The organism is Agromyces sp. NPDC057679 (genome assembly GCF_042799635.1).
In the GTDB taxonomy this organism is placed as follows: domain Bacteria; phylum Actinomycetota; class Actinomycetes; order Actinomycetales; family Microbacteriaceae; genus Agromyces.
Window position 1 is genome coordinate 1 of the sequence record NZ_JBHVIK010000002.1, and the last position, 24794, is coordinate 24794.

At 71.6% G+C, this 24794-nt stretch carries 18 protein-coding genes; 7 read left to right on the forward strand and 11 right to left on the reverse strand.

Annotated features, from left to right (window positions below):
- Window positions 1–228: 228 nt before the first annotated feature.
- Window positions 229–612: a hypothetical protein gene (locus ACFVAJ_RS06915; RefSeq protein WP_376942506.1), complete on the forward strand. Its 384-nt coding sequence runs from the start codon at window positions 229–231 to the stop codon at window positions 610–612.
- Window positions 613–729: 117 nt separating this feature from the next.
- Window positions 730–2880, forward strand: coding sequence for a S9 family peptidase (locus ACFVAJ_RS06920; RefSeq protein ID WP_376942508.1), 2151 nt, complete (start codon window positions 730–732; stop codon window positions 2878–2880).
- 27 nt (window positions 2881–2907) lie between these two features.
- On the opposite strand, the gene ACFVAJ_RS06925 is transcribed toward ACFVAJ_RS06920, so the two are convergent.
- Window positions 2908–3516 carry a dihydrofolate reductase family protein gene (locus ACFVAJ_RS06925; RefSeq protein WP_376942510.1) on the reverse strand — a complete coding sequence of 203 codons (609 nt, stop codon included), beginning with the start codon at window positions 3514–3516 and terminating at the stop codon, window positions 2908–2910.
- 123 nt (window positions 3517–3639) lie between these two features.
- Between ACFVAJ_RS06925 and ACFVAJ_RS06930 the strand changes: the two genes are divergently transcribed.
- The 5 genes from ACFVAJ_RS06930 to iolD all read left to right on the forward strand — a co-directional run bounded on the left by ACFVAJ_RS06930 (window position 3640) and on the right by iolD (window position 9950).
- Window positions 3640–4959, forward strand: coding sequence for an FAD-binding oxidoreductase (locus ACFVAJ_RS06930; protein WP_376942512.1), 1320 nt, complete (start codon window positions 3640–3642; stop codon window positions 4957–4959).
- Window positions 4960–5189: 230 nt separating this feature from the next.
- A complete protein-coding gene (gene iolC / locus ACFVAJ_RS06935; RefSeq protein WP_376942514.1) occupies window positions 5190–6191 on the forward strand; it encodes a 5-dehydro-2-deoxygluconokinase in 1002 nt (333 codons plus the stop codon).
- Window positions 6178–7077, forward strand: a complete 900-nt coding sequence (locus tag ACFVAJ_RS06940; protein WP_376942516.1) for a deoxyribose-phosphate aldolase — start codon at window positions 6178–6180, stop codon at window positions 7075–7077. The genes iolC and ACFVAJ_RS06940 overlap by 14 nt, the downstream gene beginning before the upstream one ends.
- 21 nt (window positions 7078–7098) lie before the next feature.
- Window positions 7099–8055, forward strand: coding sequence for a 5-deoxy-glucuronate isomerase (iolB, locus tag ACFVAJ_RS06945; RefSeq protein ID WP_376942518.1), 957 nt, complete (start codon window positions 7099–7101; stop codon window positions 8053–8055).
- An 11-nt stretch (window positions 8056–8066) separates the two neighbouring features.
- Entirely contained in the window at window positions 8067–9950 is a 1884-nt protein-coding gene (iolD, locus tag ACFVAJ_RS06950; protein WP_376944585.1) for a 3D-(3,5/4)-trihydroxycyclohexane-1,2-dione acylhydrolase (decyclizing), read from the forward strand.
- Between the two features lie 64 nt (window positions 9951–10014).
- Here the strand turns inward: iolD and ACFVAJ_RS06955 are convergent, their stop codons facing one another.
- The 10 genes from ACFVAJ_RS06955 to ACFVAJ_RS07000 all read right to left on the reverse strand — a co-directional run bounded on the left by ACFVAJ_RS06955 (window position 10015) and on the right by ACFVAJ_RS07000 (window position 24694).
- On the reverse strand, window positions 10015–10779 hold the full coding sequence (locus tag ACFVAJ_RS06955; RefSeq protein WP_376942520.1) for a GntR family transcriptional regulator: 765 nt from the start codon (window positions 10777–10779) through the stop codon (window positions 10015–10017).
- 72 nt (window positions 10780–10851) lie between these two features.
- Window positions 10852–13638: a hypothetical protein gene (locus ACFVAJ_RS06960; protein ID WP_376942522.1), complete on the reverse strand. Its 2787-nt coding sequence runs from the start codon at window positions 13636–13638 to the stop codon at window positions 10852–10854.
- A gap of 56 nt (window positions 13639–13694) precedes the next feature.
- Complete coding sequence (locus ACFVAJ_RS06965; RefSeq protein ID WP_376942524.1) at window positions 13695–14951, reverse strand: CehA/McbA family metallohydrolase; 1257 nt, start codon at window positions 14949–14951, stop codon at window positions 13695–13697.
- A 3-nt stretch (window positions 14952–14954) separates the two neighbouring features.
- Window positions 14955–16031 (reverse strand): ABC transporter ATP-binding protein, encoded by a 1077-nt coding sequence (locus ACFVAJ_RS06970; protein WP_376942526.1) that lies wholly within the window; start codon window positions 16029–16031, stop codon window positions 14955–14957.
- On the reverse strand, window positions 16031–16894 hold the full coding sequence (locus ACFVAJ_RS06975) for a carbohydrate ABC transporter permease (RefSeq protein ID WP_157423851.1): 864 nt from the start codon (window positions 16892–16894) through the stop codon (window positions 16031–16033). Before ACFVAJ_RS06975 ends, ACFVAJ_RS06970 begins: the two co-directional genes overlap by 1 nt.
- Window positions 16891–17826: a carbohydrate ABC transporter permease gene (locus tag ACFVAJ_RS06980; RefSeq protein ID WP_376942528.1), complete on the reverse strand. Its 936-nt coding sequence runs from the start codon at window positions 17824–17826 to the stop codon at window positions 16891–16893. Before ACFVAJ_RS06980 ends, ACFVAJ_RS06975 begins: the two co-directional genes overlap by 4 nt.
- The gene (locus ACFVAJ_RS06985) at window positions 17826–19229 is read right to left on the reverse strand and encodes an extracellular solute-binding protein (RefSeq protein WP_376942530.1); all 1404 of its coding nucleotides are present in this window, start codon (window positions 19227–19229) and stop codon (window positions 17826–17828) included. Before ACFVAJ_RS06985 ends, ACFVAJ_RS06980 begins: the two co-directional genes overlap by 1 nt.
- A 90-nt stretch (window positions 19230–19319) precedes the next feature.
- Window positions 19320–20540: a Gfo/Idh/MocA family protein gene (locus ACFVAJ_RS06990; protein WP_376942532.1), complete on the reverse strand. Its 1221-nt coding sequence runs from the start codon at window positions 20538–20540 to the stop codon at window positions 19320–19322.
- On the reverse strand, window positions 20537–21451 hold the full coding sequence (locus ACFVAJ_RS06995; protein WP_376942534.1) for a TIM barrel protein: 915 nt from the start codon (window positions 21449–21451) through the stop codon (window positions 20537–20539). Before ACFVAJ_RS06995 ends, ACFVAJ_RS06990 begins: the two co-directional genes overlap by 4 nt.
- A gap of 156 nt (window positions 21452–21607) precedes the next feature.
- Window positions 21608–24694 carry an NEW3 domain-containing protein gene (locus ACFVAJ_RS07000; RefSeq protein ID WP_376942536.1) on the reverse strand — a complete coding sequence of 1029 codons (3087 nt, stop codon included), beginning with the start codon at window positions 24692–24694 and terminating at the stop codon, window positions 21608–21610.
- Window positions 24695–24794 lie beyond the last annotated feature (100 nt).

The window sequence follows — 24794 nt, forward strand, 5'->3', positions numbered from 1 at the left end:
CGAGTCGAGACGACCGGCCATCGACTCCATCTCACCGTACGACGCCTTGAAATCAGCCATCATCAACCCCATCCATCAGAATCCTCCGCCACCCGGACGGGCGACCTCCATGAGACTAGCCGCAGCCCGAAATCCGGAGAATGGGGAGCACTCCCCATCCGGCGCGCGGCGCCGGTATCGTCGGAGCAACCCCGGCGTTCGGGGCAGGAGCGCGGCGAGGAGGCCGGGATGCCCGAGGTCGTCACCATCGCACCGTGGAACCCCTGGCCGCTGGTGTTCCCGCTGCTCGTGCTGGTCGCCGGCGCCGTCGTGATCGTCCTCGGCCTCCGCCGCAAGCGGTCCCGCGTGATCGAGCTCGGCGTGTTCGTCGCCGTCGGCGGCGTCATCGCGGGCGGGCTCCTGGCCTGGGGGCTCTCGCACGCGTGGGACGCCGAGGCGCAGCGCAGCGCACTCGGCGGGTTCGGCTACACCGAGACCGAGATCTCGACGGGCGGCGAGCGGTCGGGCGACCGGCCCGTGCTCGAGTTCGTCGGCGTGCTCGACGGGCAGCGCGGCGAACTCGGTCAGCTCCGTCACGTCTCGGGCGACCAGTGGGAGCTCGTCGAGTTCTGAACGACGCGGGTCTCGAACAGCCCCGGCCGACGAACTCGCACTCGACGAGTCGAGCGAGGTCTGCACGTCGACGCCGAACCGTTCCCGAAACGCGGGCGAGCACGTAGCGTTGAGAAGGTGCTGACTCCTCCCGTGCCGAAGAAGCGACCGATCGAACGCGAGCACCACGGCGACGTCGTGGTCGACGACTACGAATGGCTGCGCGACAAGGACGACCCGGAGGTGCTCGCCCACCTCCACGAGGAGAACGCCTTCACCAAGGCCCGCACCGAGCACCTCGCGATCCTGCAGGAGCAGATCTTCGACGAGATCAAGCACCGCACGAAGGAGACCGACCTCTCGGTGCCCGCCCGCGAGGGCGACTGGTGGTACTACAGCCGCACCGTCGAGGGGCAGCAGTACGGCATCCACTGCCGGGTGCCCGCGAACGGCCCCGACGACTGGGAGCCGCCCGTCACCGACGACTCGGGCGCCCCGCTGCCCGGCGAGCAGATCCTCCTCGACGACAACATCGAGGCCGAGGGCCACGAGTTCTACGCGCTCGGCAGCTTCGACCTCACGGCCGACGGGCGCACGCTCCTCTACGCCGTCGACGTCGAGGGCGACGAGCGGTACACGATCCGGCTTCGATCGCTGGATGACTCGGGCCGCGAGTACTCCGATGTGATCGAGGGCACCGCGGCGGGCGCCGTCTTCGACCCGAGCGGCCGTTACCTCTTCTACGCGACGGTCGACGAGGCGTGGCGCCCCGACACCATCTGGCGGCACGAGGTCGGCACCGAGGCATCCGCCGACGTCGCGATCTTCAGCGAGCCCGACGAGCGCTTCTGGCTCGGCGTCGGGCTCACCCGCAGCCGCAAGTACCTCGTCATCGAGGCGGGCTCGAACATCACGAGCGAGACCCGGCTGCTGGACGCCTCGGATCCGACCGGTTCGTTCGAGGTGGTCTGGCCGCGCAAGGACGGCGTCGAGTACGACGTCGAGCACGTCGTCGCGGGCGGCAAGGACCGGCTGCTCATCACCCACAACGACGGGGCCGTGAACTTCGAGCTCGTCTCGGTCGCGGCCGACGACCCGCAGGGGCCGAGGCGCATGCTGCTGCCGCACAACCCCGCGGTGCGCATCGAGGGGGTCGACGGGTTCCGCGACTTCGTGGCGCTCGAGTACCGCCGAGACGGGCTGCCGCGGGTCGCCGTCGCGAAGGTGCCCGCGAACGGGCTGCCGGCCGGCGCCACCGTCGACGACACCCTGCACGAGCTCGCCTTCGACGAGGAGCTCTTCTCGGTCGGCCTCGGCGGCAACCCCGACTGGACGCAGCCCACGCTGCGTCTCGGCTACACGAGCTTCGTGACCCCCTCGACCGTGCTCGACCTCGTCGTCGCGACGGGCGAGCGCAAGCTGCGCAAGCGCCAGGCCGTGCTCGGCGACTACGACCCCACCCGCTACGCGCAGCGGCGCGAATGGGCGACCGCCGACGACGGCACACGCATCCCGATCTCGCTCGTCTACCGGCACGACCTCGTCGACCTCGGCGTGCCCGCGCCGACCCTGCTCTACGGGTACGGCGCCTACGAGCACTCCATCGACCCGGGCTTCGGCATCCCCCGGCTGTCGCTGCTCGACCGCGGCATGGTGTTCGCCGTCGCCCACGTGCGCGGCGGCGGCGAGATGGGGCGGCTCTGGTACGAGCACGGCAAGAAGCTCGAGAAGCGCAACACCTTCACCGACTTCGCGGCGGCCGCGCGCCACCTGATCGACGAGGACGTCACGGCGCCCGACCGGCTCGTCGCGCAGGGCGGCAGCGCCGGCGGACTGCTCATCGGCGCGGTGGCGAACCTCGCGCCGAAGTACTTCTCGGGCTTCCTCGCCGAGGTGCCGTTCGTCGACCCGCTGACCTCGATCCTCGACCCGTCGCTGCCGCTCACGGTCATCGAGTGGGACGAGTGGGGCAACCCGCTCGACGACGAGGAGGTCTACTCGTACATGAAGTCGTACTCGCCCCTCGAGAATGTGCACGACGGCGCGCACGGCGGTCGCCACTACCCGCCGATCCTCGCCGTGACGTCGCTCAACGACACGCGCGTGCTCTACGTCGAGCCCGCCAAGTGGGTGGCCCGGCTCCGCGAGGTCGGCGCCGACGCGCTGCTCAAGATCGAGATGGCGGCCGGCCACGGCGGTGTCTCGGGGCGGTACGCGGCCTGGCGCGAGCGGGCGTTCTCGTACGCGTGGGTCATCGACGCGGCGGGGGCGCACCCGAGCGGGGAGTAGCGCCGGCCGGGCCGCTCGAACGGCGACTCAGCGCGGCACGTCGTAGGTGATGTGCGTCACGAGGTCGGTCTGCAGCACGTCGATGGGCGTGAGCTGGAGGTCGAGTCCCTCGAACAGGCGCTCGCCCGAGCCGAGCGTGATCGGCGAGACGCTCACGATGATGCGGTCGATGAGGCCGGCGGCGAGGTACTGCCGCACGGTGCTCGCGCCGCCCGCGACCGAGATGCGGCCCGTCTCGCCGACGGCGGCGCGCGCCTGCGCCAGGGCGTCGTGGATGCCGGTCGTCACGAAGTGGAACGTCGTGCCGCCCTCCATCTCGATGGGCTCGCGGGCATGGTGCGTGAGCACGAAGACGGGCCCGTGGTACGGCGGCTCGTCACCCCACCAGCCCTTCCACGAGTCATCGGGCCATTCGCCCCTGACCGGCCCGAACATGTTGCGGCCCATGATGTAGGCGCGCGGCGCGAGGATCTGCTCGACGATCGGCTGCGCCTGGTCGGGCTGCTCGAACATCCACCGGTGCACCGCCATGCCGCCCTCGCCGAGCGGGTCGTCGAGCGTCTGGTTCGGGCCCGCGACGAAGCCGTCGAGCGAGAGGGAGAGGTTGGCCGTGACGAGGCCGTCGTCGAACGTCATGCGGTGCACCCTACGCTGCGGCGCCGACACTCGCCACGGTCCGCGGTGCCCCATACGCGCGCATCGATTCCGCGCTGAGCGAGCACTGTTCCGGATGTCACGGGCCGCTGCGAGACTGACGAAATGTCTCTTCTCACCGAACTGAGCGAGCAACTCCCAGGCCGGGCCTTCGGTCCCGGCGCATCCGAATACGACACCGGCCGCACCGTCTTCGCGGGCGCGGGCGAGCCCGAAGCCGTGGTGCGGCCGCACACCGTCGACGAGGTCGCGACCGCGGTGGCGCGGGCCGCAGCCGACGGCCTCTCCATCGCGGTCCGCAGCGGCGGTCACGGCCTCCTCCCCGTCGACGACGGGCTCGTCATCGACCTGGCCGAGTTCGACACGATCGAGGTCGACGACGCCGGCCTCGTCACCCTCGGCCCCGCCGCCCACTGGGGCGACGTCGCGGCCGCACTCGCGCCGCGCGGTCTCGGCATCAGCTCCGGCGACACCCGCCAGGTGGGGGTCGGCGGGCTGCTGCTCGGCGGCGGCATCGGCTGGCTCGTGCGCACCCACGGCCTCACCATCGACGCACTGCGCGAGGTCGAGCTCGTCATCGCGACGGGCGAGGTGCTCACCGTGAACGCCGAGTCGCACCCCGAGCTGTTCTGGGCGCTCCGCGGCGGCGGCGGAAACTTCGGCGTCGTCACCCGCTTCACCGTGCAGGCGAGCCCCGTCGACGGGCTCGCGGGCGGGTCGATCCACTTCGACCGCAGCGACGTGGCGACCGTGCTGCGCGCGTGGCGCGAGGTCATGCGCTCGGGCGGCGACGAGCTGAACTCGTCGATCATGCTCATGCCCCCGATGGGGCCCGAGATGCCCGGCGGCCCCCAGGTCGGCATCGCCCTCCACGGCACCGAGGGCGAACTGCGCGAGTTGCTCGCGCCCCTGCTCGCCCTCCCGTCGGTCACGAAGGTCGACCTCGCGCCGATCGCCTACGGCGACCTGCTCGAGGACGCCCCGCCCGGCCGGCCGCCGTTCCAGTTCGTCGGCGGCAACGGCTTCGCCCCCGAGGTCACCGACGAGCTGCTCGAGGCGGTCGCGGCCGCGTACGCGCGCGATGTGCCGACCATGGTGCTGCTGCGTGCACTCGGCGGCGCGTACTCGCGGGTCGAGGCCGATGCGACCGCGATCGCCCACCGCGATGCCGAAACCCTGGTCGTCGTCAACGGCGTGCTGCCGGCCGACGCCGAGCCCGAGCTCGTCGCGGCCGTGAAGGCCGGCAGCGACGTGGCGCTCGCGTTCACGACCGGCCCCTACGGCGGCTTCGAGGTGAACCGCAGCCCTGAGATCACGGCGTCGATGTACCCGCCGGCGACGCTCGAACGGCTGCGTCGCGTGAAGGCCGAGGTCGATCCCGGCAACTCGTTCCGGCGCAACCACAACATCACGCCCGCCGACTGAGCCCCGCGAAGGCACCGGCCGACGCGGCCGGCCCCGCTCGATCGCGCCTCGATCCCGTTGCATCGCTCGCACCGGTGCGACGGGATCGTCGCGTTCCCGGCTTCCGCGCAGCGCGTCGCCTCCCTGCGATGCCGACCACGAGACTTTGTTAGGACATTCTGTGTAGACTGATCGCACCGCGAGCGCCGGGGAAGCGCTCGCGGCCCCGAGAGAAAGTTGTACGGCGCAGTATGACCAGCACCACCGCAGCGACCCCGTTCGAGATCATCACGATGGGCCGGGTCGGCGTCGACCTCTACCCGCTGCAGGACGAGGTGCACCTCGAAGACGTCGACACGTTCTCGAGGTCGGTCGGCGGCAGCGCGACGAACGTCGCCATCGCCGCGGCCCGCCACGGGCGCTCGAGCGCCGTCATCACGCGCACGGGCGACGACGCGTTCGGCCGGTACATCCGTCGTGAGCTCGGAGGCTTCGGCATCGACACCGCCTTCGTCGGCACCGTCGCCACGCTGCAGACGCCGATCACGTTCTGCGAGATCTTCCCGCCCGACCACTTCCCGCTGACGTTCTACCGCAGCCCGAAGGCGCCCGACCTCGAGATCACCGCCGAGAGCCTGCCGCTCGACGCGATCCGAGACGCCGGGGTCTTCTGGACCACGGTGACGGGGCTGAGCGCCGAACCCAGTCTCACGGCGCACCACGCCGCCTGGGCCACGCGCGGACGCCGGCCGCTCACGATCCTCGATCTCGACTACCGCCCGATGTTCTGGTCGTCGCCCGACGACGCCCGTCACGAGGTCGGCCGCGCGCTCGACCACGTCACGGTCGCCGTGGGCAACCAGGAGGAATGCGAGATCGCCGTCGGCGAGCGCGACCCACACCGCGCCGCCGACGCCCTGCTCGCTCGCGGCGTCGAACTCGCGATCGTCAAGCGCGGACCCCACGGCGTGCTCGCGAAGACGCGCGACGAGACGGTCGAGGCACCGAGCTTCCCGGTCGACGTCGTCAACGGGCTCGGCGCGGGCGACGGCTTCGGTGGCGCCCTCTGCCACGGGCTGCTCGCGGGGTGGCCGCTCGAGCGCGCGATCGCGTTCGCCAACGTCGCCGGAGCGATCGTCGCCTCGCGCCGGGAGTGCTCGACGGCGATGCCCACCACCGCCGAGGTTGAGGCGCGCCGCGCCGCCGGGCCGGCGACCCGTCCGACGGAGGGAGCGTCCGTTGACGCAGAGTGACCGTTACCTCGACCCCGAGAAGTTCAAGCGCCTGCGCGAGTTGCGCGCCGCCGGACCGGCGGCGATCGCCGAAGCCCACGCGTCGCGCACCCGGCGCCCGCTTCTCGGCGATGACGGCCGGTTGTTCATCATCGCCGCCGACCATCCTGCGCGCGGCGCCCTCGGGATCGGCGACGAGCCGATGGCGATGGCCGACCGCTACGCACTGCTCGACCGACTCGCCCTCACGCTCTCGCGCCCGGGTGTCGACGGTGTGCTCGGCACGCCTGACGTCATCGACGACCTCGCGCTGCTCGGCCTGCTCGACGACAAGGTCGTCGTCGGCTCCATGAACCGTGGAGGCCTGCGCGGTGCGAGCTTCGAGCTCGACGACCGGTTCACGGCCTACGACGTCGACGGGATGGTGCGCGACCGGCTCGACTTCGCGAAGACGCTGCTGCGCATCGACCTCGACGATGCGGCGACGGCCACGACGATCGAAGCGACGGCCAGAGCGGTGACGGATGCCTCGGCCGCGAGCCTGCCCATCATGATCGAGCCGTTCATGAGCACGCGCAGAGACGGCCACGTCGTCAACGATCTCAGCACCGAGTCGGTGATCACCTCGGTGGCGATCGCATCGGGCCTCGGTTCGAGTTCGGCCTGTACCTGGATGAAGCTGCCGGTCGTCACCGAGATGGAGCGGGTCATGGCCTCGACGACGCTGCCGACGCTGCTGCTCGGCGGCGAGCGCACCGCCCACCCCGACGTCGCCTACGCGAGCTGGAACGACGCGCTCGCGCTGCCCGGCGTGCGCGGCCTCGTCGTCGGACGTACGCTGCTCTATCCGCCCGACCACGACGTGCAGCGCGCCGTCGACACCGCCGCCGCGCTCGTGCACGCCTGACCGCGAAACGGAAGACGAGAGATGAGCAACGACGCCCGTTGGTTCCACCCGCACGGCTCGCTCGCTCGCGACGGCTGGAGCGTCGTCGTCGACGACACGCTCCCCGGCTGGCGGCACACGGGTCTCCGGGTCGCCGAGCTCGGCGAGCGCGACGCCGCGGGCCTCGAACTTGCCGCGGGCAGCGTCGAGCGCCAACTCGTGCCGCTCTCGGGCGGCGGCGTGCACGTCGAGGTCGTCGACGCCGACGGCTCGGCGCACGCGTTCGATCTCGGGGGCCGCGACTCGGTGTTCGATGGCCCGACGGACACGCTCTACCTGCCGGTCGGAGCGAGCGCGCTCGTTACCGGCTCCGGGCGGATCGCCGTCGCCGAGGCGGCGGCGACCGCGAGGCATCCGCTGCGTCTCATCGGTCGCGACGAGGCGCCCGTCGAGCTCCGCGGCCGCGGGCAGGCGAGCCGGCAGGTGCACGACCTCGGCACGCCCGCGGTGATGGCCGCCCAGCGACTCATCGTGTGCGAGGTCATCACCCCCGCCGGCAACTGGTCGTCGTACCCGCCGCACAAGCACGACGAAGAGGTGCCGGGCGTCGAGTCGCAGCTCGAGGAGATCTACTACTTCGAAGCGGTGCCGACGCGCACGGATTCCTCTGCACCGACCCCGAGCGACGGCGCGGCGCCGTTCGCGCTGTTCTCCGCGTCATCCTCGTCGGTGACCGAGATCGCGATCGACGAGCGTGTGACGACCGGGGATGTCGCGCTGCTGCCCGGCGGCTACCACGGGCCGGCCGCCGCGGCGCCGGGCTACGACCTCTACTACCTCAACGTCATGGCCGGCCCCGGCGAGCGCGCGTGGCGCATCACCGATGAGCCCGCCCACGCCTGGGTGCGCGGCACGTGGGACGATGAGGCCGTCGACCCACGGCTGCCGTACCCGAGCGCTTCGCACCCGACCGCACCGATCGAAGGAACCCCGCAGTGACCACCAAGCGCATGACCGTCGGCCAGGCCCTCATCGAGTTCCTCGCCCACCAGTGGACCGTCGACGGCGACATCCGGGAGCGCACGATCCCCGGGGTGTTCGGCATCTTCGGGCACGGCAACGTCGCGGGTGTCGGGCAGGCGCTCATGGAGTCGAACGCCGCCGACCCCGACCTCATGCCGTACTACCAGGCGCGCAACGAGCAGGCGATGGTGCACCAATCGGTCGGTTACGCGCGCATGCGCCGCCGCCGGGCGACGTTCGCCAGCACGGCCTCGGTCGGGCCGGGCGCCGCGAACATGCTGACGGGCGCGGCCCTCGCCACGAGCAACCGGCTGCCCGCGCTGCTGCTGCCCAGCGACACCTTCGCGACACGGGTGGCCGACCCCGTGCTGCAGCAGCTCGAGCTGCCGCACGACACGAGCGTGCAGGTGACCGACGCGTTCCGCCCACTCTCGCGGTTCTTCGACCGGGTCGAGCGGCCAGAACAGCTGTTCTCGATCGCCCTCGCCGCGATGCGCGTGCTGACCGATCCCGTCGAGACCGGCGCCGTGACGATCGCCCTGCCCGAGGACGTGCAGGCCGAGGCGCTCGACGTGCCGCTCGCGTTCCTCGCCGACCGCGAATGGCATGTGCGCCGGCCCGTGCCCGAGCCGGGCCCATTCGAGCGGGCGGTCGCGGCGATCCGTGCCGCGAAGCGCCCATTCATCGTCGCGGGCGGCGGCGTCCTCTACTCGGGCGCCGAGGAGGTGCTCCGCCGTTTCGTCGAGGCGACCGGCATCCCCGTCGGTACGACCCAGGCCGGCGGCGGCTCGTTGCCGTGGGACCACCCGGCCTACCTCGGCGGCGTCGGCGCGACGGGCACGACCGCTGCGAACCGGCTCGCCGCAGAGGCCGACCTCGTCATCGGCGTCGGCACCCGCTACAGCGACTTCACGACCGCGAGCCGCACGGCGTTCCAGCACCCCGAGGTGCAGTTCGTGAACCTCAACGTCGCGAGCTTCGACGCGTACAAGCACGGCACGCAGCTGCCGCTGATCGCCGACGCCCGCGAGGGGCTCAAGGCACTGGCGCGTGCGCTCGAGGGCTACCGCGTCGGCGACGGCCAACGCGAGCGCATGGCCCGCGAGAAGGCCGAGTGGGATGCCGCGGTCGACGCGGTGTTCGTGCCGTCGCGCCGCGACCGCCCGAGCCAGGCCGAGATCATCGGCGCGGTGCAGGCGGCGAGCGACCCGCGCGACGTCGTCGTGCAGGCGGCGGGCTCGCTGCCTGGCGACCTGCACCGCATGTGGCGCGTGCGCGACCCGCTCGGGTACCACGTCGAGTACGCGTTCTCGTGCATGGGCTACGAGATCGCGGGCGGACTCGGGGTGCGGCGAGCGGCGCCCGATCGCGACGTCATCGTCATGGTCGGCGACGGCTCGTACCTCATGCTGCACACCGAGCTCGCGACCGCGGTCGCCGAGGGGCAGAAGCTCATCGTCGTACTCGTGCAGAACCAGGGCTTCGCCTCGATCGGCAACCTCTCTGAGTCGGTCGGCTCGCAGCGCTTCGGCACGCGCTACCGGCAGTACGACGAGGCGGCGCGCAACTTCCAGGGCGGTGCCGTGCTGCCCGTCGACCTGGCTGCGAACGCCCGCAGCTACGGCGTCGACGTGATCGAGGTCGCACCCGGCCCCGACGCGATCGCCGAGCTCGGGCGGGCTATGGCGACCGCGAAGGCAACGGAGACGACGACCCTCATCCACGTCGAGAGCGATCCGCTGCTCGGCGGGCTCGACGGCGGCGGCTGGTGGGACGTGCCCGTCTCGGAGGTCTCGACGACCCCGAGCATCCAGGCGGCCCGCGCAGACTACGACGCGGCACGGAAGGCGCAGCGGCCGCTGCTCGGCTAAGGCAGGTGCTGCTGCGTCATTCCGAGCGATGAGCGGCGAGCGGCGCGGCGCGAGCCGCTGCCGCTCACCGATCGACGAGCGTGACCTCGAACGAGTACCGGTCGGGCCGGTAGCAGTGCTGGCCGAACTCGACCGCGACGCCCGCGTTGTCGAACGCCGTGCGCGACATCGTGAGCACGGGCGCACCGCGCGAGAGGTCGAGCAGCTCGGCCTCGCCGGCGGTCGCGGCGCGGGCGCCGATCCGCTGCTTCGCGACGCGCATCGTGACTCCGCGCGCCCGCAACAGCTGGTAGAGCCCGTGCTTCTCGAGATCGTCGCGGTCGAGATCGATGAACGGCTCGGGCAGCACGTTGTCGAGGATCGCGAGCGGCACCCCGTCGGCGCTGCGGAGGCGGCGGATATGGAGCACCGGGCTGCCGAGCTCGACGCCGAGCGCCTCGGCGACCCGCTCGTCGGCGGCGCCCTGCTCGACCGCGAGCACCGTCGTCTCGGGCTTCTGGCCCGAGCGCTCGAGGTCCTCGTAGAGACTCGTCAGCTCGACGTTGCGAGTGACCTTGCCGTGCACGACCTGCGTGCCGATGCCGCGGCGGCGCACGAGCAGGCCCTGGTCGACGAGCTCCTGGATGGCGCGGCGGATCGTCGGTCGCGAGAGCCCGAGGCGCGCCGCGAGCGCGACCTCGTTCTCGAGGCGCGACCCGGCCGGCAGGGTCTCGTCGCGGATCGCCTGTTCGAGCCGGCTCGAGATCTGGTAGTACAGCGGCACGGGCCCCGAGCGGTCGAGATCGAGGAACAGCTCGACGGGAAGTCGCTGCTCGGGGAGCTGGGCCATCGTTTCTCCAGTTGTTCGGTTGTTCTGACAGTAGACGGTCGACGGATGTCGCGGCTCACCCGTGACCGAGGGTCACGCGGTTCGCCGACGGAACGTCTCGATGCGCGCCGCGCCGATCTCGAACGACGCGAGGTCGACGCCGTGCTCGAGCACGGCACCCGAGAGATCGGTGCGGTCCCAGACGCCCGCGGCGCGGGCGGCGAGCGGCTGCGCCTGGCTCCGGTAGTTCACGAATCGCGCCTCGAGCACGGCCTCGCCCGAGGCATCGGTCACCGTGCGGAGCGATTCGAGCACGACGTCGCCGCCGATCTCGAGCACCGGACCGTCGGGCAGGTCGTCGGCTGCGCCGGCGGCACCGCCCGCGCCGGCGACTCCGCCGACGACCGCCGGGCCGCCGCGCGTACCGCGCACCACCTCGGGCTCGGTGCGGAGGAGCTCGGCCCAGCGGGCGGCGCCCGACGCAGCCCAGCCGGCCGCCGACGGCAGTACCGCGAACGAGGTGCGCACGCGCATGCCGAGGTACTGGGCGCCCGGCACCTCGAACTGGCCGCCGGCCGGCTCGTCGCGCAGCGGGTGCACGTTGACGCTCATCATCCCGACCGCGCGCACGAGGGTGAGCGCGATCGCGTCGTCGCCCGAGCGATCGTCGGTGACGACCTCGTACTCCGAGTGCTTCGTCACGAGCAGACTCGTGCGGCCGGCGTACACGAAGCGCGCGACCGGGTAGGTCGGCAAGGGGAACTCGCCCCAGCCGCCCTCGCCCTCGCGGCCCCGCTCGGTGACGACGTACTGGCCGGCGGCCGACGACCCGGGCAGCCTCCGCTCGGCGGTGGGCACGAGCACGCGCAGTCGATGGTCGGCGGCGGGGTTCACGAACTCGACCTCGACCCGCAGCATCGGCTCGCCCTCGCGCAGTTCGAGCACGGTGTCGACGACGAGCGGCACGGATGCCTCGGAGCGGGCGTCGGGATCGCGGGCGTCGAGCCGCGCGGGCACGGCGTAGCGGCGTCGCACGCGCAGACGGCCGCGCAGCGGCCCCGCCTCGAGCACCGAGACCTCGACCTCGTCGGGGTCGGTCACGGGCGTCGCGGATGCCACGGGGCCGAAGTTGTAGGAGTCGCCGCGGTCGCCCTCGTCGACGAGCCGCAACGCGTCGCGCAGCACGGTGCCGTCGGCCGCCTGGATCGTGACCTCGCCCCGCTCGCCGACCGTCGCAGTGAGCCACCGGTTGGCGAGCGTGCGGTCGCCGACCGTCACGGGGTCGTCGGTCGCGGTCGCCGTGGTCGGGTCGAGCTCGGCGAGCGCGACGCCGCCGACGTCGACACCGACGAGCGCGACGCGGCGCGGGTCGGCGACGATCTCGACCCGCCAGCTGCGCTCGCCCGACAGGTCGGAGGCGATGCGCCGCTCGAGCTCCTCGGTGAAGGCGGCGAGGTCGAACTCGCCGACCGGCGCCTCGGCGACCTGGAAGCGCACCCCCTGATCGGTGAAGGCCCAGTCGTTGATGAGCTGGCCGAACAGCTCGCGACCATGGATGCGGGCGAGCAGCTTGCGCAGCTCGCCGGTCGCCATGGTCTCGTCGCCGAGCACCTCGGGCAGGGCGTCGAGCAGCTGCACGCCGCTGCCGAGCTCGAGCCGGGCGGGGTCGTGCAGGCGGATCTCGACGTGCGCGCGGCGCGCGAAGCCCGTCGGGTTCGCGACGACGTGCCGGTCGGGCGTCGCCGACGCGGCGATGCGCTCCATGGTGCGCAGCACGACTCCGCGGGCCACGTGGGCGGCGGTCGCGAGCCGACCTTCGACCTCGATCGCGGTGGCGTCGACGCCGCAACCGGTGACCGAGTCGTGGGCGGTCGACTCGACGAGCCTGTACCAGGCGGCGTCGAAGAAGGTGCGGTGGTCGTCGGAGCCGAAGGCGGCGTCGAGTCGCTCGGCGATGCTCAGCCGACGCTCGGCGTCGGCCATCGCCTGCTTGAGGTTGGTGCGGATCGAGAAGACGCCCGGCAGCAGGTTCCCCCGGGCGTGCGAGCGCAGCTCGCCCTCGACGACCGGCAGGCCGGCGAGTGCGCCGTCGTCGCCTGCGGCCCACTCGGGCGCGACCCGCCGCACGTAGCCCTCGGCTGTGTCGACGGTGATGGAGACCTCGCCGCCCGACGCGTTCGCCGCGTCGACGACCTGCATGAGGTCGGCCGGCGGCGCGCTGTGGTCGGTGCCGAGCATGCCGAGGATCGGCTCGGCGCCGTACCGGCCCGCGACACCGTCGCGGTACTCGGCGACGAGCTGCTCGAGCTGGCCCGGCAGGGCGAACAGGTCGAGGGCGTTGCCGTAGCCGTCCATCAGGTACTCGGCGCGCACGGTCGAACCGTCGGGCGCCGTCCAGGCGAAGGCGTGCGAGTCGACCCGGGCGGGCACGCCGCGCCACATCATCGCGTCGCGCAGGCCGAACCCACGCAGCAGCTGCGGCATCTGCGCCGAGTGGCCGAACATGTCGGGCAGGTAGCCGAGTCGCATCTCGTGGCCGAGACGGCGGCTCGACCGCAGGCCGAGCTCGAGGTTGCGCACGATCGTCTCGCCGTCGCACAGGAACTCGTCGAGGAGGATCAGGAACGGCCCCACCGCGAGCTGCCCGCGCTCGACGGCCGCCGCGACCCGCGCCCGCTGCTCGGGCCGCATCTCGAGGTAGTCGTCGACCGCGGCGGCCTGCCCGTCGAGCGTGAAGCGGTACCCCGGGTTCTGCTCGAGCGTGTCGAGCAGGTGGTCGACCATGTGCACGAGCCGCAGCCGGAAGACGTCGTGCGGCTCGTACCACTCGCGGTCCCAGTGCGTGTGCGGCACGATCACGAGTTCGTCGGGGGTGTCCATGGATCTCCAGAGCTGGTGGTTCGGTGTGGTGGAAGACGTGATGGGGAAGGGCGTGCTCAGGCGCAGAGCGCCACGATGCGCCGGTCGGCGAGCACGAGGTGGTGAGGGCCGTCGCCCGGGTCCGCCGCGAACGACTCGCGCGACGAGCGCACCGAGCGTCGCCGGCCGAAGCCGTCCACGAGCACGAGGCCCTCGGCGTCGACCGCCACGACCTCGTCGCCGAGCCGTACGAGTGCGGGCGCCCGCATCAGCTCTGGCATGAGCGCGGCACCGTCGAGGTGGGCGCTGCCCGTGATGGCGGTACGACCTGCGCGCACGCCCTCGAGGATGGCCTCGGCCGAGGCGTCCTCGGCGGCGACCCACGTGGTCGGGGTGCCCGGCCGTTGCGGCTCCTCGAGCATGTGCACGTCGCTTCCGCCGAGCAGGGTCGCGCCGGCAGGCCACGTGCGGAACCATGCGAACGGCGCCGTCGAGATCAGCTCCCGGAACCAGGTCGAGTGCCAGAGCTCGACCGCAGCCGGGCGGCGCTCCAGCCGGTGCAGCCACGAGCAGTCGCCCGAGATCGGGTGGTTGATGCTCAGCGTGCCGCCGCGCCGTTCGACCTCGTCGACCCAGTGCTGCGCCGGCTCTCGGAAGTCGATCCAGCCGAGGTCGCCGAACGCGTTCGCGTGGCCGCGATGCGTCGTGACCTCCTGCCCGGGCAGCAGCGTGATGCCGTGCTTCGCGCCCTCGCCGGGCAGGTGGGCGTGATGGCTCACCGTGTTGTGGTCGGTCACGGCCATGAAATCGAGGCCGGATGCCACGCCGAGCGCCGCGAGCCCGCCGATCGGGAGGCGCCCGTCGGAGTGGATTGTGTGGCCGTGGAAGTCACCCGCGAACCACGTCAGCCCGGGCTCGGCCGGGAGCCCGCGATCGCTGCCGCGCACCGCGCGGGCGATTGGGGCCGCGTCGGGGACGGGCGGCACCGGCCGCGAGGCCGGCATCGTGATCTCGACCTCGACCTCGACGCCCGCGAGCGGCACCCGGTGCAGGCCGAGCACGACGTTCCACTCCCCCGGCTCGAGGGGTCCGGGCAGGTACCCGGGCGTGGCATCCACCGCCGTGATGACGTACTCGGTGCGCGCGCCGCCCGACCAGCCGCGCCACCCGCCCGCGCCCGCGCAACCGAGGTCGATGCCCGACTCGCTCGGGTCGAAGCGGATGACGACCTCGAGCGAGTCGGTGCCCGACGGCACCTCGAACGGCACGTTCAGGTAGCGCTGCTCGTTCTGCAGCTCGACCGTCACGGGAACGGTGCGGCGGATCGTGCTCACGCGTCAGCCGATGCGCTCGGTCGACCCGGCGTCGAAGAGCAGGGTCTTCGAGCCCGTCGGCACGACGAATCCGCGGTCGCCCGGCGCCGGCTCGTGGTCTTCGGGCACGACGACCTGCAGCTTGTGGCCGTCGACGTTGACCGCGATGAGCACGCTCGCGCCGAGGTTCTCCACGACGCTCACCTCTGCGGCGATCGCGCCCGGCTCCTCGACCGTCGTCCAGCGCAGGTACTCGGGACGCACCCCCCAGACGACGGCCTGGCCCTCGCGCACGTGGTCCTCGGTGCCCGGCGGCAGAGCCGTCGCGACCTGCTCGCCGATCGCGATCGCACCGTTCGACACAGTCGCCGGGACGAGGTTCATCGGGTTCGACCCGATGAACCCGGCGACGAAGGTGTTGTTGGGGCGCTGGAAGACCTCGCGCGGCGACCCGATCTGCTGGAGCTTGCCGGCCTTCATGACGGCGATGCGGTCGGCGAGCGCGAGCGCCTCGGCCTGGTCGTGCGTGACGAACACGGTCGTGACGCCGAGGTCGCGCTGCAGTTCCTTGAGGAAGGTGCGCGCCTCGAGCCGCAGGCGGGCATCGAGGTTCGAGAGCGGTTCGTCGAGGAGCAGCACGTCGGGGCGGGTCGCGACCGCGCGGGCGAGTGCGACACGCTGCTGCTGGCCGCCCGAGAGCTGACCGGGCCGGCGCTCGATGAGCCCCTGCAGGCTGAGCCCGTCGCCGACCTTCTCGGCCGTCGCCCGGCGCTCGTCGCGCTTCACGCGCTTGATGCGCAGCGGGTAGGCGATGTTGTCGGCGACGTCCATGTGCGGGAACAGCGCGTAGTCCTGGAAGACCATCGCGACCCCGCGGGCACCGGGCTCGGCGTCCGTGACATCCCGGTCGCCGATGACGAGCTGCCCCGAAGAGATCGCCTCGAGGCCCGCGATCGAGCGCAGCAGGGTGGTCTTGCCGCAGCCGGAGGGGCCGAGCAGGGCGAAGAACTCGCCGTCGATGATCTCGACGTCGACCTCGTCGACGCCGCGCACCCCACCGGGGTACTCCTTGACGAGTCGGGTGGCGTTGATACCGGCCATCAGGACTTGATACCTCCATGGAAGCGGAACCCGTAGCGACGGTTCACGACGAAGTAGATGATGAGGACGGGAGCGGAGAACAGCAGGGCGAAGGCCGAGATGAGCCGGAGATCGGCCTGTCCGCTCTCGGTGTAGAAGGTGTACATGAGCACGGCCGCCGGCTGCAGGTCGGGGCTGCGCAGCAGGATGAACGGCACCAGGAAGTTGCCCCACACCTGCACGATCGTCCAGATCGCGATGAATGCGAGGCCCGGGCGGGCGATCGGCACGACGACGTCCCGGAGGATCCGGAACGGGCCCGCGCCGTACAGTCGCGCCGACTCCTCGTAGGACTTCGGGATGGAGTCCATGAAGTCCTTGAGGATGAAGATGACCGTCGGCAGGATTCCGCCGGCGAGCACGAGCAGCACTCCGGTGTAGGTGTTGATGAGCCCGAGCGACGTGATGATCTGGAACGTGGGCACCATCGCGGCGGTGCCGGTCACGATCGACGAGAGCAGCAGCAGCCCGTAGAGGATGCCGTCGCGCCCCGGGATGCGGATGCGGCTCATCGCGTAGGCGGCGAGCGCGCCGAGCACGACGACGATGATCATCGTGCCGATGCCGAGGAGCAGCGAGTTGCCGATCGAGCGCATGGCGTACGGGTTCTGGAAGAGGCGCGCGAAGTTGTCGAGCGTCCAGTCGGGCCACTGGAGCGAGAGCGACGGCGTCGCGTCGAAGGGCGCGAGCACGAGCCACACGAGCGGCAGCGCGAACAGCAGCCCGACGATCGTGAGCACGAGGCCGAACGCGACGCGGGCGAGGTAGTGCCGAACTGAGGTGTTCGCCGCGACCTTGCGCACGGTTGCGGTGGTGGCGGTCATGCCTTCTTCCTTCCTCTCGACACGCGGATGTAGGCGAGCGCGATGACGAGGTTGATGAGCAGCATGATGAGCGAGATCGCCGCGCCGAGGCCGAGCTGACCGCCGGGGATCGCCGTCTCGTAGATGTACACCGAGAGGATCTCGGTCTTGCCGTTCGGGCCGCCCGCCGTGACGAGGTAGGGCGTGAAGGTGTTGAACGTCCACAGCGTGATGAGCAGGGTGTTCGTGAGGATGTGGCCCTTGATGTTCGGGATGATCACGTCTCGCAGTTGCTGCCAGCCCGACGCGCCGACCATCTTCGCGCTCTCGATCTGCGAGGGCGGCACGGCGCTGAGCGCCGAGGAGAACAGCTGCATCGAGAAGGCGGTGCCCACCCAGATGTTGAAGAGGATGATCGCCTCCATCGGGTGCTCGATCAGCCACGCGTAGCCGTCGGTGCCGAGGAGGCCGTTGAGCGTTCCCGAGCGCCGGTCCATGAGCACGAGCCAGAGGAACGAGGCGACCGAGGCGGGGATCACCCAGGCAGCGAGCACGAGGCCCTCGATGAGCGCCTTCACCCAGCCGTGGATGTTGCGCACCGACCAGGCGAGCGCGAAGCCGATGAGCGTCTGGCCGATGATGCCCGAGGCGACCACGAAGACGAGGGTCAGCCAGAGCGAGTTCCAGAACGACGGGTCCGTGAGCGCCTCGACGTAGTTGTCGAGGCCGACGAACTCGGGCGACGCGGCCTGCAGGCCAGTCAGCCGGTAGTCGGTCATGCCGAGCCAGATCGTCCAGATCGCCGGGAACAGGAGGAACAGGCCGATGAGGATCAGGGCGGGGGCGACGAAGATTCCGGCGCGGGCCGTGCCGAGGCCCGCGACGTCGTCGGCCCGCCGCCGGCGGGGAGCGATTGCGCTCCCCGCCGGCGTCGTGGTGGTGCTAGCCGACATCAGTCACCCGAGACCGCGTCGTCGCCGACGATGTCCTTGAGCGAGTCGACGTACGTCGCGAGCGCGTCGTCGACGCTCGTGCCCGAGACGACGTCGAGGCTGGCCTGCTGCATGGCCGTCGACACCTGCGGGTACGCCGCGAGCGGCGGACGGTAGGCCGTGATCGGCAGGACCTCTTCGCTGACGTAGGTCAGCATCGGGTCCTCGGCGAGGATCTCGTCGTTGACGTCGGTGCGCGGGGTGATCGAGATCGTGCCCTCGTTGCGGGCCTCGTAGGCCTCCTTCGAGTTCATGAACGCGAGCAGCTCCCAGGCGAGCTCGGGGTGGTCGCTGTTCGGGTTGAGCACGCGGCCGGTGCCGCCCGACATCGACACGAAGTCCTGGCCGTTGATCCCGTCGCCGGGCTCGATCGCGGGGATCTTGGTGTACCCGACGACCTCGTCGCGGTTCGCCATCGGCGCGGTTCCGACGCCCTCCTCGGGGTTGATGACGCTGCGCCAGAAGTAGTCGCCCTCGAGCAGGATGCCGATCTGGTTCGCGGCGAACATCTGGAACGAGGTGTCGCGGCCGGCGGCCTCCTGCTGGAGCACGGCGTCGCCGAGCTTCTCGTCGACGTAGATCGTCTTGTACAGGTCGAGCACGTCGCGCATGCCGTCGGTGGCGCCGACCCACTTGTCGTCCTCGTAGACCTGCTCACCGGTGCCGACGAGCGCGGGCAGCATGCCCTGCATGGTTGTCGCCTCACCCATCGCGGTGCCCGCGTTGAGCTGGATCGGGGTCACGCCGTCGAGCTTCTTGAGCGCCTCGGCGGCCTCGAGCACGTCGTCCCAGCTCTCGGGCTGCCAGTCGGCCGGGAGCCCGGCCTGCTCGAACAGGTCCTTGTTGTAGTAGAGCACGCGACCGTCGGCGCCCTGGGGCACGCCGTAACGGTCGCCGTCGAACGAGACCGCGTTCTGGACGGCCTCGGGGATCTGCTCCCAGCCCTCCCAGCCGTCGACCGCGTCGCCGCCGACGTCGCTGAGGGGCTTGATGTAGCCGGCCTCGGCGAACTCGCCGACCCAGATGCCGTCCATGCCGATGATGTCGGCGCCCTCACCCGACTGCAGGTCGAGCGCGATCTTCGTCTTGTAGTTCTCGTCGTCGACGCCCTGCGGCTCGAACTCGACGGTGACGTCCTTGCCCTCCTCCTCCATCGCGGCTTCGAACTCCGGAATCACCCAGTCGGTGACCCAGTCGGCCTCGGCCGCGTTCTTGCCGCCGGTGATGGCGTTCGCCGTGATGGTGAGGGTGACGGGCCCGTTCTCGTCCTCGCCCGAGTCACCGGAGCATCCGGTGAACACGAGTGCGCCGGCGGCGGCGAGTGCGATCGCCGCGACGGTCTTGCGCCTGCTGTGATGGATCATCTTCGACCTCTCTCTGGTACGCCGCCGGCAGGGTGACCGGCGGTCGGGTGGTGCTGTCGGGTTCGATGCGTGCATCCCGAGCGCGTGCGCTCAGCGGGACGAGGCGGATGCCTCGCTGCCGGCGTCGATCGGGGTTCCGAGTGCCTCGGCGAGGGCGCGGAGCATCCGCTGACCCACGACGATGTCGGCGGCGCCCGCCTCGACGGAGGGGCCGGGCGCCGGCTGCCCGGCGACGAGCGCCGCGAAGGCGCGGAGCTCGTGCTCGAACGCCTCCTCCTGCATCCACCGGGTCTCGGAGCGACGCGCCCCGAGGCGGTCGGCGTTCTCGACGACGGTGAGCACGGTCGGCACGTTGAGCACGTACGGCACCGCGAAGACGAGCGAGATGCTGCCCTCCTCGTGGTGGAAGGTCACGGTCTCGCGGTACTCGGGATACTTCGGGATGAAGTGCCAGTCGACCGACCACGGCACGTCGGCGTGCTCGGCGAGGGTGCCGCCGAGGCTCAGCGAGCCGGGGAACCCACCCGTGTGGCGAGCCCGGTCGACCGTGCCGATGCCGCCGACGAGGTGCCGGAGCAGGCCGGTGTCGTGCACGATCGAGCCGAGCACCACGTTCGTGTAGAGCTTCGGCAGGTCGCCGGCCGCGTCGCCGATCGCGGTCTCGACCGAGGCGTCGGTGGCCGCCGTGAGCGTGGCGATGAGGTCGGCCGGCACGTCGTCCGGCGGGGCCTGCAGGTTCGCGAAGGCGAGCTGGGCCCCGTCGGCGGGGTGGAGCACCTCGACTGTGACCGCGCGCAGCTCGACGCGCTGGAGCAGGGCCCTCGCCTCGGCCGAGGCCGGGTCGTGCTCCTTCATGTAGCCGACACGCACCCAGTCGGCGAGGTCGACGCCGCGCTCGGCGGCGACGCCGCGCAGCGCCTCGATCTCGGCGAGTGAGAACGCGAGCGGCTTCTCGGCGAGCACGCGGATGCCGGCGCCGACGAGCTTCGCCACGTCGGGGGCGTGCGAACCGCTGGTCGCGAGGATCGCCCCGTCGACGGCGACCTCGCCCGCGGCGACGGCCGCGATGAGTGCGTCGATGGAGTCGAACGCAGCGACGCCGGTGCCCGAGGCGGCGGCCATGCCCTGTGCGCGCGAGCGCGAGAGGTCGACGACGGCGGTGAGCGCGATGCGGTCGGCGTTGCGGCGAATGAGCGGCAGGTGCACGCTCTGGCTGATCGCGCCGAGGCCGACGACCGCGAGGTTCACGCGGCCGTGGGTCGTCGCGGCCGCCTGCTCGCCCGTGCGGTCGGGTGCGTCGAAACCGGTCATGCGAACCACCGCCGGAGGCGCTCGCGGTTGGCGGCCTGATCGGTGCGGGCGCGGTCGACGTCGGCCGCGTCCTGCAGGATCACGTCCTGCTCGACGACCAGCCATCCGTCGTAGCCGGAGTCGACGATCTCGTCGACGATGCGGTCGACGTCGAGGTCGCCCTCGCCGAGGGCGACGAACATCCGCCGCTGCCAGACGTCGCGCATGGGGTCTTCGGAGCCCTCGGCTGCGGCGAGCACCGAGCGGTCGGCGTCCTTGAGGTGCACGTGGTTGATGCGGCCCGCCCAGCGCGCGAAGTCGGCGACCGGGTCGCCGCCGCCGATGAGCAGGTGGCCGGTGTCGAAGGTCAGGTCGATGTCGGTGTCGGCGAGCAGTCGGTCGATCTCACGCGGCGTCTCGACGTAGGTGCAGGCGTGGTGATGGAAGGTGGGTTCGAGGCCCGCGGCTCGAGTGGCGTCTGCCACGCGCTGCACGCGGGCGGCGAAGCGCGCCCAACGCTCGTCGTCGAGCTCGAGCTCGGGCGCCCCTCCGGGGCGGGCCTTGCGCTCGGCGGCTCCGGAGTCGGCGATCGTGGGCTTCGGTGCGAGCGTGCCGGCCGGTGCCGCGGCGGCCGCGGCGGCGAACAGCTCGAGCACGGGAGCGAGGCCGGCGAATGATGCGTCGAACTCGTCGTCGGCGGCGGAGAAGGGCAGGTCGACCCAACCGCCCGCGAGAGCGAGGCCGTGGCGCCCGAGGAGCTCGGGAAGGGCGTCGCGGTCGCCGAACAGGCCGACGGGGCCCAGATCGATGCCTTCGTACCCAGCCTCGGCGACCCAGGCGGCGAGCTGATCACCGTCGGGCAGCGGCACGAGACCGGGGATGGACAGTTCGAAGACGCCGTAGCTGACTGGGGCGTTCGCTGTTCGGATCAACCGAGCTTCCTCTCGACCTGGAGGACGCCACTGCGCGTCTTCCGAGAACTCAAGATACTAGGTTCTGACATATTTACAAGTCGAGTGACATTCGTCGCCGAACGTGCGAACACCCGGCCCCCGCGAGAAGGGCCGGGTGTTCGTTGCGGCGTCGGCTCAGCCCTTGCCCGGTCGAGTCGCCTCGATCGGGAAGCTCCAGGCGTTCACGCCGTCCCCGGTGCCCGACTCGATGCCGTCCTGCTCCGCGTACGACACGAGGATCCGGGCGTCATCGGCGAGCGCGGCGCGCGTTGCGGCGTCGAGCGGGAGGGACACCCTGCCCTTGCCGGCGTCGACGGCCTGCTCGAACGATCCCAGCAGGCGGCCGCTCATGTCCGGCGCCCACGGCGGGGCCGCGCCGTCCGTCGGCGAGCACGCATCGAAGCCGTACGCATCGCCGGCGCAGCTCGTCGCCCAGACCGGGATGAACGTCGTGTCGCCTTTCCAGAGGAACACGCGCACGGCGCCCGCTTCCTTCGCCGAGTACGAGATGCGCACGTGCTTCTGCTGGATCTTGACGTCCGTGACGTTCAGCGCGTCGCTCGGCTGCACCCCCGAGATCGTGCCACCGCGGGTGGCCGACTGGGCGACCGTCTGCGGCGACTGCACGCCCTGCAGGGCGGTGTCGGGGATGATCGGCGCCGCGGGCTCGGTCGACCGGTCGGCCGGAGGCGCGTACCCGTCGAGGTACGCGTGTCCCCAGCGGTACGGCTCCGACTGCTGGCTTCCGAAGGCCGACCACGCCGTACGGGTCTGCCCGATGAAGTCCTGCGTGTCGGAGTCGTACGGGGTGACGTTGAGTCCGAGATACGTCGGGTCGACCTCGTTCGACGCGGCGTCGCCCGACGGGACGGCGCTCGTCGGGCCGGCCGCGGCCGGCAGCGCTGCGAGCGGCACCTTCACCTCGAGGGCGTAGCCGCCGCCGGCATACGAGCCATCGTCCGCGCGGGCCACGTCGACCGCCACCTCGACGCCGACGGCGTTGAGCCCGCCCTCGACGGTCTCGGCGAGCGGACCCGTCGAGAAGCCCTGGTGATTGTCGGCGTCGCGCGACCAGCACGGGCCGTTCTCGCCGTTGCCGTTCGTTCCCTCGGCGTCATCGGTGAACGGGAACATGCCGAGCTTGAACGTCGACGAGGTATCGACCGAGTCGCCGCGCGGATCGAGCAGCAGCTCGACCGAGTCGACGAGCCAGTGGCCGAAGCAGCGGTCGGGCGTCGCCGCCGCGCTCGCGACGTCGTCGGTCACGCGGATCTGCGCGTACAGCGCGTCATCGAACCAGCCGAGCTTCGCCAGGCTCCCGTCGCCGCAGTCGACGCCCTCGGCGGCGCATGCTGCGCCCTCCCAGCGGGTGCCGACGTCGACCGCGTCACCGGTGTAGAGGGCGTCGGCCGCACCGTCGATCGCGGGGGCCGAGGCGAGTTCGGGGATCACGACCGTCGGCACGAGGTAGACCGTCTCGTTCTCGCTCGACGCTCCCGCGCCCGAAGTGGTCGTCGCGGTGAAGGTCACCGTGCGGCTGCCCGGGTCGGTCGGGTCGGTGTGCGTGACGACGAACTCGACGGTCGTCGTGTCGCCCGGGGCGAGGCCGTCGAACGGCTTCGACGCCGCATCGACCACGAAGCCGGCGGGCACGGTCAGCGCGACCTCGCCCGACTCGCTCGCGGCGGTGCGGTTGGTCACCTCGACCGGCACGGTCATGGTCTCGCCCGCGCCGATCTGCGCCACGGCATTCGAGCGGCCGCCCACGTAGGCGTCGTGATCGCGGGTCCACTGCTCGTACTCGGCCATGTTGCCCCAACGCTCGAAGCGGCCCTCGACGGGCGCGACGAGCGCGATGCGCGTGTCGTTGTACGCCGTGACCTCGCCGTCGAGGGAGGCCGCGAGCTTGGAGACGCCCACGGCGGCGTCCGCCGCCGGGGTAACGGTGAACGTCGCCTCCGCGGCATCCTCGTCGCCGACGCCGTCGAGCTCGACCGGCTCGGAGACCTGCCACCCGGCCGGCACCGCGAGGCTCACCGTGCCGCCGCCGAGCGAGCCCTCGCCGGAGCGCGCCGAGACGGTGACCTCGAACGGCTCGCCCGGAGCCTGGTAGTACTCGTCGACCGCGAGCGAGAACTCCGACCCCAGCGGCATGCCGCCCGGATCGGCGACGACGGCGCCGTAGAGCACCGCATCGTCGTTCGCGGAGGCCGGTGAGCCGTTCGGCTGCATCGGCACGATCGACTGCGAGACGCCGTAGCGCTGGCAGCTCGGGGTGACGAGGCCCTTCTCCATCACTCGCGCCTGCGTCGGGTGCGCGCGGCCGCCCTCCCGGCCCACCTGCGCCCACGTCTTGGCGCTGCCCGCCTGCTGGCCCTGCACGTTGCCCTCTGCCCAGGCGTACGGCGAGTCGTAGCCGGTCCAGGTGCCGACGACCGTGAACGGGTTCGTCGCGGCCGGAGCGAAGCCCGTGTTGCAGTTCGGTGCCGCGGTGCCGCCCGAGCCGGTCGTCAGGCCGCCGGCGAGGATCTTCTTCACCTGCCAAGGGTCGACCGCGCCCGTGCCCTCGAGCTGCTCGGGGAACATCGCGGGATCGGCGGCGGCCGCCGCGGCCTCCCAGATCATGCGGCCCTGCGCGTACTGGTGGTTTCCGTGCCCGGCCGCGAGCGACGGCGTCGAGCCGACGAGGATCTCGGGTTGCGTCTCGCGGATGATGCGCACCGTGCGCCGCAGCGTCTCCTCGGCGTCCCACACCTGTGCGGTCAGCGCCGCCGAGGTGTTGTAGTAGAAGTCGACGCGGTCGAGGTTGAAGATGTCGACCGTGCCCGAGCGGATGTGCGAGGTGCGGTCCTCGTTCTCGCGGCGGACACCGAGGTCGGGCCCGGCCTCGGGGCCGACGGAGTTCGAGCCGCCCTCACCGCGCGTGGCCATGATGATGCCGCAGCGCACGCCGTACAGGTCATTCCAGACGCCGCAGGGCGTGGTGAATCCCGCGTCATCGTCGGGGTGGGCCCAGATGCCCATGACGTCGATCTTGCCGCGATCGGTGTCGACGGCGACCGCGGGGTCGCCGACCTCCAGCTTGGTGGCGGCGTCGGCCGGCCCCGCCGACGCGGCGCCCGTCGTCGCGGCTCCGGTCGTTGCGGCAAGTGCGGTGCCGGGCGCCATGAGCACGGCTGCCGCGACCAGCGAGGTCAGCAGTATGACGTGAGGTCGTTTCATGAGGTCCTCCGTTGGACACTCGGACGACGGACTGCCGTCCGATCATTCCCCTCAAGCTAGAGCAGAGTCGATCGAACAATCAAGCAGTTTCACGCAGTTT

Excerpts from the sequence above, each read along its gene's own strand:
- ACFVAJ_RS06915 (WP_376942506.1), top strand. The coding sequence starts at position 229 with ATGCCCGAGGTCGTCACCATCGCACCGTGGAACCCCTGGCCGCTGGTG.
- ACFVAJ_RS06925 (WP_376942510.1), bottom strand. The coding sequence starts at position 3,516 with ATGACGTTCGACGACGGCCTCGTCACGGCCAACCTCTCCCTCTCGCTC.
- ACFVAJ_RS06930 (WP_376942512.1), top strand. The coding sequence starts at position 3,640 with ATGTCTCTTCTCACCGAACTGAGCGAGCAACTCCCAGGCCGGGCCTTC.
- iolC (WP_376942514.1), top strand. The coding sequence starts at position 5,190 with ATGACCAGCACCACCGCAGCGACCCCGTTCGAGATCATCACGATGGGC.
- iolB (WP_376942518.1), top strand. The coding sequence starts at position 7,099 with ATGAGCAACGACGCCCGTTGGTTCCACCCGCACGGCTCGCTCGCTCGC.
- iolD (WP_376944585.1), top strand. The coding sequence starts at position 8,067 with ATGACCGTCGGCCAGGCCCTCATCGAGTTCCTCGCCCACCAGTGGACC.
- ACFVAJ_RS06955 (WP_376942520.1), bottom strand. The coding sequence starts at position 10,779 with ATGGCCCAGCTCCCCGAGCAGCGACTTCCCGTCGAGCTGTTCCTCGAT.
- ACFVAJ_RS06960 (WP_376942522.1), bottom strand. The coding sequence starts at position 13,638 with ATGGACACCCCCGACGAACTCGTGATCGTGCCGCACACGCACTGGGAC.
- ACFVAJ_RS06970 (WP_376942526.1), bottom strand. The coding sequence starts at position 16,031 with ATGGCCGGTATCAACGCCACCCGACTCGTCAAGGAGTACCCCGGTGGG.
- ACFVAJ_RS06975 (WP_157423851.1), bottom strand. The coding sequence starts at position 16,894 with ATGACCGCCACCACCGCAACCGTGCGCAAGGTCGCGGCGAACACCTCA.
- ACFVAJ_RS06980 (WP_376942528.1), bottom strand. The coding sequence starts at position 17,826 with ATGTCGGCTAGCACCACCACGACGCCGGCGGGGAGCGCAATCGCTCCC.
- ACFVAJ_RS06985 (WP_376942530.1), bottom strand. The coding sequence starts at position 19,229 with ATGATCCATCACAGCAGGCGCAAGACCGTCGCGGCGATCGCACTCGCC.
- ACFVAJ_RS06990 (WP_376942532.1), bottom strand. The coding sequence starts at position 20,540 with ATGACCGGTTTCGACGCACCCGACCGCACGGGCGAGCAGGCGGCCGCG.
- ACFVAJ_RS07000 (WP_376942536.1), bottom strand. The coding sequence starts at position 24,694 with ATGAAACGACCTCACGTCATACTGCTGACCTCGCTGGTCGCGGCAGCC.